Raw genomic sequence first — 6,577 nt, 5'->3', positions numbered from 1 at the left:
TGGTCAATCGCCGACCTGAACTCCCACGCCTGCCCCACGTCGGACGACGTCGATGTGGCCATCCAGCTGCGCCAGCACGGCAAGGGCGACGTGGGATAGCCTCGTTCGCCGAGGAATGCCAACTTATCGGGCGATTGACCGACCGGCAGGGGAGAGCGCCCTGGTCAGCAGAATGTGTGCGGCGCAAGGAGAACCTGATCGCCTGTGGCCCGGCCGCGCCGCGTAGGCAGATCGCCGGAGTAATTGGGACGTCGGAATTGGGCCTATCCGACACGGCTGACACAGAAAGCTCAGTCTGTAGCAGGCCCCACACAGTTGGGTGCACTTTTCGCGCCCTGCTGAGGGACGCCAGATTACGATTACACCAGCGAGTGGTGGCTGGGTTAGGACGGTTGTTCCCCTAGCCGTGAGGCCCGCGGAAACTACCGCTGGATAGACAAGCGTCAAGCCGCCCAGCTAGATGCTGGTTGCGTGAGCGGAGGGATGACGACTTCCTCGCTCACCTGATGAACTCGGTTCAGGAATTGTCGATGAAATACGAGTCATTCATTCCGGGAGCCGGCTTGAAGCGAATCCAAGTGACATCAGTGATGAATCCAAGGCCCGGCTCCGGGTCGTGATGCCCACGCGCACGTGCTTCCTCGAGCAATTCACGTGCTGCGTTAATTCGGTCACACTGCTCGCCGGTCAAGTAGAAGGACAGTGCTTCGAGGTGGTCCCAGGCTCGGTGAAATGCTTCAGCGTCGAGAACAGAGGCTGCATCTTCGATAGCAGCCACGGGTCGCTCGACCTCTTCGACGCGAACACGTCGGTTCAGGAGTGGCACGAGATTGATCATCCCGTCTTCACTGACGATGACGATGAGTGCGTCATTGCCGACGGATCGGTGGTATCGGAGTGCCGAGTTAAAGCGAGCACCTCGACCGGGGTCGCCTTCTCCGGTCGCAACTCCATCGAGGATTACACCAACTCCGTGACATCTCGCCGACGGATCGACCAGCACTGCACCGTCGATCGATGTCACGGCGCTCAGTACGGCTGCTGAAAGGACAGTCGGAGTGACTTGCTGGGCTTGTGGGGCGAGTCGCACGGACTCTGCTGCAGCGTCACGGTGGATCACCAATATAGTTCCGTGCTCAGCCTCGGCGGCTGCACTCGCTAGTTCCCATAGAGCATCTAAATCCGTCTTCGTGGTGTCAGGGAACAGGCGGCGTGCCACGTCTTGGAAACGTTCCCGGGACAAAGGTGGATCCGGAAATTCTGCCTTGGAGTTGATCACGCGCAGCATGTGCGTGCCGCGATGGGTCAATTGCCATTCACCTCGTCCCATGACTTCGAACGAGAAATGGGTTTCCCTGCTATCAAACTCGTCGAACTTGTCTCGGGGGGTATGCTCGGCTTTGCTGACAGAGACATCAGCGACATTGCGGAGTATCCCGAGGCCCGTCAGCTGAGCTCCGTCACAGATTAGGCTGAGTGTGTCGTCGGTCATTTCCAAAGCCTTGCGAAACCGTCTAGTACTTCCGATCGGGATTGGTTCAACAAAGGAGAGCGTGGTATCGACCTCGGGGTGGTTAGAGCGTGCTAGCAGCACGCGACCGATCGAAGACCGGCCTTCGTACGGCTGGGCTGCGACGGCGTCTAATGCAGAGTGGAGTTCGGAGCCGTAGGGATAGCCCGCTAAAACCGCAATCGATCGGGTAAATGATTGAGCTGCCTCTCGGATAATCTCGTCAACAGTCGGACCGCCACTAAGGAGGCCGAAACCCTCTGGTGCCTCCTGTGTTCGCATCACAGTTGTTGCTTTGGCTAAGAGCTGAGCGGCTAGGGAATCCTGGAACGACGGCAATAGGGGAATTCGGTCCCGAATCTTGCTTGAAAGGGTCGGCTTTGCCTTCCATCTTGCGGATGGGAAGGCAAGAACTGGATGTACAGCGTAGCTTCCCTCAATGACAGCGGATGAACCAACACGGAACGTTCGGCCTTGACCCGGCACCGATGACTCGAGAGCTTCATGCAGCGCCCGGGCTCGACTGGCATCGCGTAAATGACGCTGCCTGCGGTCGTGCAACGGTGCGTGGCTATGGAAGATGCGGCTTTCTGGATCGTTCTCGAAGATTTCATCTGAGCGAGTAAGTATCTGCACTAAGTCGAGAAGAGCAAGTTCTTCAGACTGCGGCTCAAAACAGACACTATGTGGTAGGTCGTCGCGGACGGCGAATCCGACTAGGTACGCTCGAGGTCCAACTCCAAACCCCACCTTGGCGAATACCTGCTGAGCGGTGCGCTCGAGACCCGACCGAAAAACTTGCTGGAATCCCCACATGAACTGATTGATAGTAGTCACCAAGCAATCCTAGTCTCTGCCATACCTAGATCGGGCCGTCCCTTCAGAGGCTGTTGCGCAGTCGGGCCGAACCGTCAGCGATTTACATCCGTTGGAGCAACGTAGTTCTTCCCTGCACAGTGTGCCCGCCCAGTGTTGCGTACACTGGGCGGGCACACCGCATTGTTCCATCAAATGATCTTCACACCGTTCAAGACGGCTTGAGGATAGCCAAAGCGAGTCGCTTCAGGCCCTACAGGTTGCCAACATGTGGTACCTCGCGCCGATCGACCGTGGCTGATCAGGTCAGGAGCTTATAGCCTTGTTGACTTCTTCAGGAATGTCGACGGCACCGCGGAGGAATGCTGCGATCTGACGGCGCATACGAGCAAACTCTTCGGGGTCACGCCTGCTCACCGCTTCGAGGGCCTCAATTTTTTCACTGCGGCGACGAACGAGACGCTCCGAGACCACTAGGTCTGTATGCCGAGGTAGCTCGGTCAGTCCGTCATGAGCTTCCAATCGAGCGATTAGTTCGATGAGGCCCTCAGCCCATTCAGGTGGAGTCGGGTTGAATGCCCCCATCGTTTCCACGCTCATGGTAGCTGGCGCCCTGAGTTCGCCAAGTATACGGGCCAGATAGTTGTCGAAGGCGGTGGCCATTGCGCGCTGATTGTTAGTGGGGATGGCGCCTTCGGCCAGATGATCGGAAGCGACCGCAAGCCAGTCGCGCTGGTCGGAGGCTTGGTAGCGGCCGACGAGTACGACGAGCTGGAGTGTCAGGATGGAGACTGCTTCGGCGTAAAGCCAGCGCAGGGCTGCGGCCTGATCATCGTCGATGCCGGGGGTCCAATAGCCGCGTAGTTCTCCGAGGGCACCAATGAGACGCTTGGTAGCTTGCCAGGCGTCGAGGAACCAGACTTCTGACCGGAAGAACCAGTAAATGCGCTCGAGCTTTGGTTCCCCTTTCACGGCTTTGCGGGCCAGCATGTCGGCCATGAAAGCACTAGGTCCCTGGGAACCCACATCTTCAAAGTCTTTGGCCAGATGGGTTTTCTCCCACCGGTCGAGATCGTCGAGACTCATAGCGGTCACGCCGAGACTGCGTACAGTGTCGCGAACGCGTGCTGACGGGCGAAGCGCTGTGATAACGATGCCGCCATCGGCGCCGACAAGTTGCTTCAGCCCCGCAATCCATATGGCGCGGTCTAGGGGCTTGGGGGCACTCTTCCCGGTGCCGCTCTTAGCCTCCCCTATGGTCTTGGACAAGGTCAGACGGGCGGTTATATCAAAGGACAGCAAATCGAGGTCGGTGACCAAGAGAGGTTCGGGATAAAAATGCCGTTCAAGGTTGATGCCGCGTCGTGTGTACGCTCCCTTGAAAAACTGCATTCGCGCGAGCCGGATCTCGAGTTCGTCACCTGGGCTGAGGATGTGTTGGGTAGACTCGATCGTCTTGGTCGCAGACGTGCTGGCCTTGGCCGTCCCGCGGGGCGGCCGAGTTGGCCCACCACGTGTCGCAGCCTTCGCCTCGGCCGACGCGATGTCTTTGAAGAGAGGTTCGTTATCGTCGGACTCAGGGGGTGTCATATCGTGCTGCACTCGCTGCCTCCTTCCGCGCTTCCCGGAGTCTCAGGATTGTGGATTCAGCAATCTCCATCGCCGCGCCAGTATCTGGAAGATTCTTTCGGTCCGCCTCCGGCGATGTCCAGATAGACGGTGGGTTGAGCGTGCTAAGGTCAGCGCCGGTTCCGGTTCCATTTCCATATGAAGACTCAATCCAGCCGAGACCGCCTTCGACAATTTCCTTCTTCACTAAATCAAGATAGGCGCGACCCGGATCCTCGTCGGAGGGTCGAACCGCGACGACGCCGTTGGCCTCGAGCATGTGGTAGTCCGAAGCAATGTTCGAGGCTGGCCCGACGCTGCCCTTGCGTAGTAGCGTCCGGACGAGTACACGAGGGTCAAGAATGCGTCCGCGGCCCGCGATTGCCTTCTCATGTCCGTAGAGGATGTGGGCCACGAACATTTTCCGATGGTGTAGGACCTCGGTGGTCTGGAGCTTGTCGTCCTCTGACTCAAGCATCGGTGAAAACACATACGTTTGCTGGCCGCTGGCAACGCTGCTCTTCACCGTGGCCGCCTGGACTAGCCCGACCTTTCGGGCAGAAGACAACATTCCGGGCTGGAAGCTCCCATACGAGTTAAGTACCAGTCCGGGGCTGTTTGCGGCCTGTTCGCACAGTCCGAGAAGGGAATCGCGCTCGGCTGGTGGCAGGCCCTTAAGGAACGCAGCGATCGACATATGGTGGGCTGACCATACGTTCGGGTTGTAGATTACGTACTCACCCAGCTCGGAGGATCTCACACGCTGGTTTACTGCGGCAGCCAGAGTTAACTTCATTGCCTCCTCGATCACGGTGTCGTTGAACCCTCGATTGTGGAGCTGTTCCGCGTGCTGATCCATAGTCAGCGGTGCCCAACTCGCGAGCTCAGTGCAGTGTAAGACCGCGAATTCGACGTCGGTCGGTCCATACTTCTCGGTGACCTTCATCGCCTGGTCGATTATGCGGCCAGAAAGCCCGACGAATTCCTCGATCGTTTTCAAGCTGGCAGTGGCTAGGTCCAGCGTGTAGGCAATTAGGTCGGCTTCCTCCAGCTTGGGCAGAATCTCCGTCATTAGCCTTTGTTGCCCGATACCTGCCTGTGCGGCGAATTCGATAGCCATGGAACCCGTGAGGATTTTGTGGTCTTTGAGCGTGACGGCGTACCCCATCGCGTCGCCAGCTGAGATGAGTTGGCCCAGCTTAGCTCTGATAATGGGTTGGGTGATGAGTCTGGTTTGTTGGTGGATATAGAACAGAGCGCGCCCTAGTCGCGGGCTACTCGCCGGCGTCGATGCTGGCGTCATCTGCTTAGTAGTCATTCAACCTCAATCCGGGGCGGTCAGTGAGGATGATTCCGGTGGTCACCGGCCCCCACCCTGGTTGGGCCTGCAGCCCCGGCGCCAGTTGTTCGCTGAGGTCTGCGAGCTGCGCCTTGCTCTGCCTCGGACGGGTCTCGGCTGCGGCAACGCTCTTTGCCAGATGGATCGCTTCCTCGCGGGCAACCTGCTGCTCAATGCCATCGGTGGCGCGGGCACGCCAACTGCCGATCTCGGTCACCTGCTGGCCAGCAGTATGTTGATCGTGTCCCTCAAACCGTCGGAGCGAGGCTGCAGCAAGTGTTAAGCCCATGCCGCTCCAAGCCCATGCCCAGGATGCCCAGGACGCCCGTGGCTGCCGCGGTTGCATCGGTCTTGCCGACCCCGGCAAGTGCTTGCTTTCGACGTGGCTTCACCTCGACTCCGGTGATGTCGGCCCGCCCTAGGGTGCGGGTCAGCGACGCCCCATGGGATGCCGCGCCTCCCATTGCCAGGAGTACCGGCCCGACGGTGTTGCGACCGGTCCATGCCAACGCGCGCTTCTTGCCCGCGGCGGTGACGGGGAATGCCTCGCAACCAGTGCGGGCGCCGGTTGCGGTGTTAATGATGGCGTAGGTGTGGGTCCGTGCGTGGGTGTCGACACCGACGACGTAGGCGTACTTTCCTTCAACGATAATCATGCCGGTGATCCTCCATTCCAATGCTTCGATAACCGTTCTGGAGGCATCGGTCTGGAGCAGGGTTCTGGTCAGGCGATCCTCTAATGCGGCACGGCAACAGGCTAGGCCGATGCCGATCCGTCGTGGCGGACATGCCGAAAGAACGACACCTTGTGAACCCAATGGTCAGGGAAATGATGGGTCACACCACGACAGTTCAACATCTAGCCGATCAACAGATACCAGACCTGCCAGGATCCATTAGAGGAAAATCATGGCGAGCTTGAAGGTCACGGCCGACGAGCTCTTACGCTCGCATTCCTGTGCTATGCAGCGGCAACGTGGTCCGATTGCGATCGTATGTGAGGGTCGGTTGCGCACCACGGACGCCTTGGACATCCAAATCCAAGCGTTGATCGTTAACTTCACGCAACTCGCCGTCGGTACGGGGCCGAATGGCGCCCTCACCGGGACGGCGGCGCGGAGGGCGCATGCCGGCAATACATGGAGCTACCGTGCGATGGCCCGCCGAGCCGGGGAGAGCGCCCGGGCCAGCAGGGCCAGCAATCCGTCGAGCACCAGTGCGAGGCCGGTGACCAGCACGGCACCGACCAGCACCTCGCCGTAGTCGAAGAGGGCCAGCCCGTCGAAGATGTAGCGGCCCAGCCC

General features: G+C 59.3%; 5 protein-coding genes. All 5 read right to left on the bottom strand.

Annotation, left to right across the window (positions count from 1 at the left end):
- Positions 1–517 precede the first annotated feature (517 nt).
- Positions 518–2,347: a diadenylate cyclase gene (locus ACIPUB_RS19895; RefSeq protein ID WP_407608969.1), complete on the bottom strand. Its 1,830-nt coding sequence runs from the start codon at positions 2,345–2,347 to the stop codon at positions 518–520.
- Between the two features lie 285 nt (positions 2,348–2,632).
- Positions 2,633–3,928 (bottom strand): DNA-binding response regulator, encoded by a 1,296-nt coding sequence (locus ACIPUB_RS19890; protein WP_407608968.1) that lies wholly within the window; start codon positions 3,926–3,928, stop codon positions 2,633–2,635.
- The gene (locus ACIPUB_RS19885) at positions 3,903–5,252 is read right to left on the bottom strand and encodes a hypothetical protein (RefSeq protein WP_407608967.1); all 1,350 of its coding nucleotides are present in this window, start codon (positions 5,250–5,252) and stop codon (positions 3,903–3,905) included. Before ACIPUB_RS19885 ends, ACIPUB_RS19890 begins: the two co-directional genes overlap by 26 nt.
- The gene (locus tag ACIPUB_RS19880) at positions 5,242–5,490 is read right to left on the bottom strand and encodes a hypothetical protein (protein ID WP_407608966.1); all 249 of its coding nucleotides are present in this window, start codon (positions 5,488–5,490) and stop codon (positions 5,242–5,244) included. Before ACIPUB_RS19880 ends, ACIPUB_RS19885 begins: the two co-directional genes overlap by 11 nt.
- A 31-nt stretch (positions 5,491–5,521) precedes the next feature.
- Positions 5,522–5,929 carry a hypothetical protein gene (locus tag ACIPUB_RS19875; protein ID WP_407608965.1) on the bottom strand — a complete coding sequence of 136 codons (408 nt, stop codon included), beginning with the start codon at positions 5,927–5,929 and terminating at the stop codon, positions 5,522–5,524.
- Positions 5,930–6,577: the final 648 nt, after the last annotated feature.

Source organism: Paeniglutamicibacter sp. ORCA_105 (assembly GCF_045798545.1).
GTDB classification, from domain to species: domain Bacteria; phylum Actinomycetota; class Actinomycetes; order Actinomycetales; family Micrococcaceae; genus Paeniglutamicibacter; species Paeniglutamicibacter sulfureus.
The sequence above is the reverse complement of the archived record's forward strand: the minus strand, read 5'-3'. Positions and strand labels throughout refer to the sequence as shown.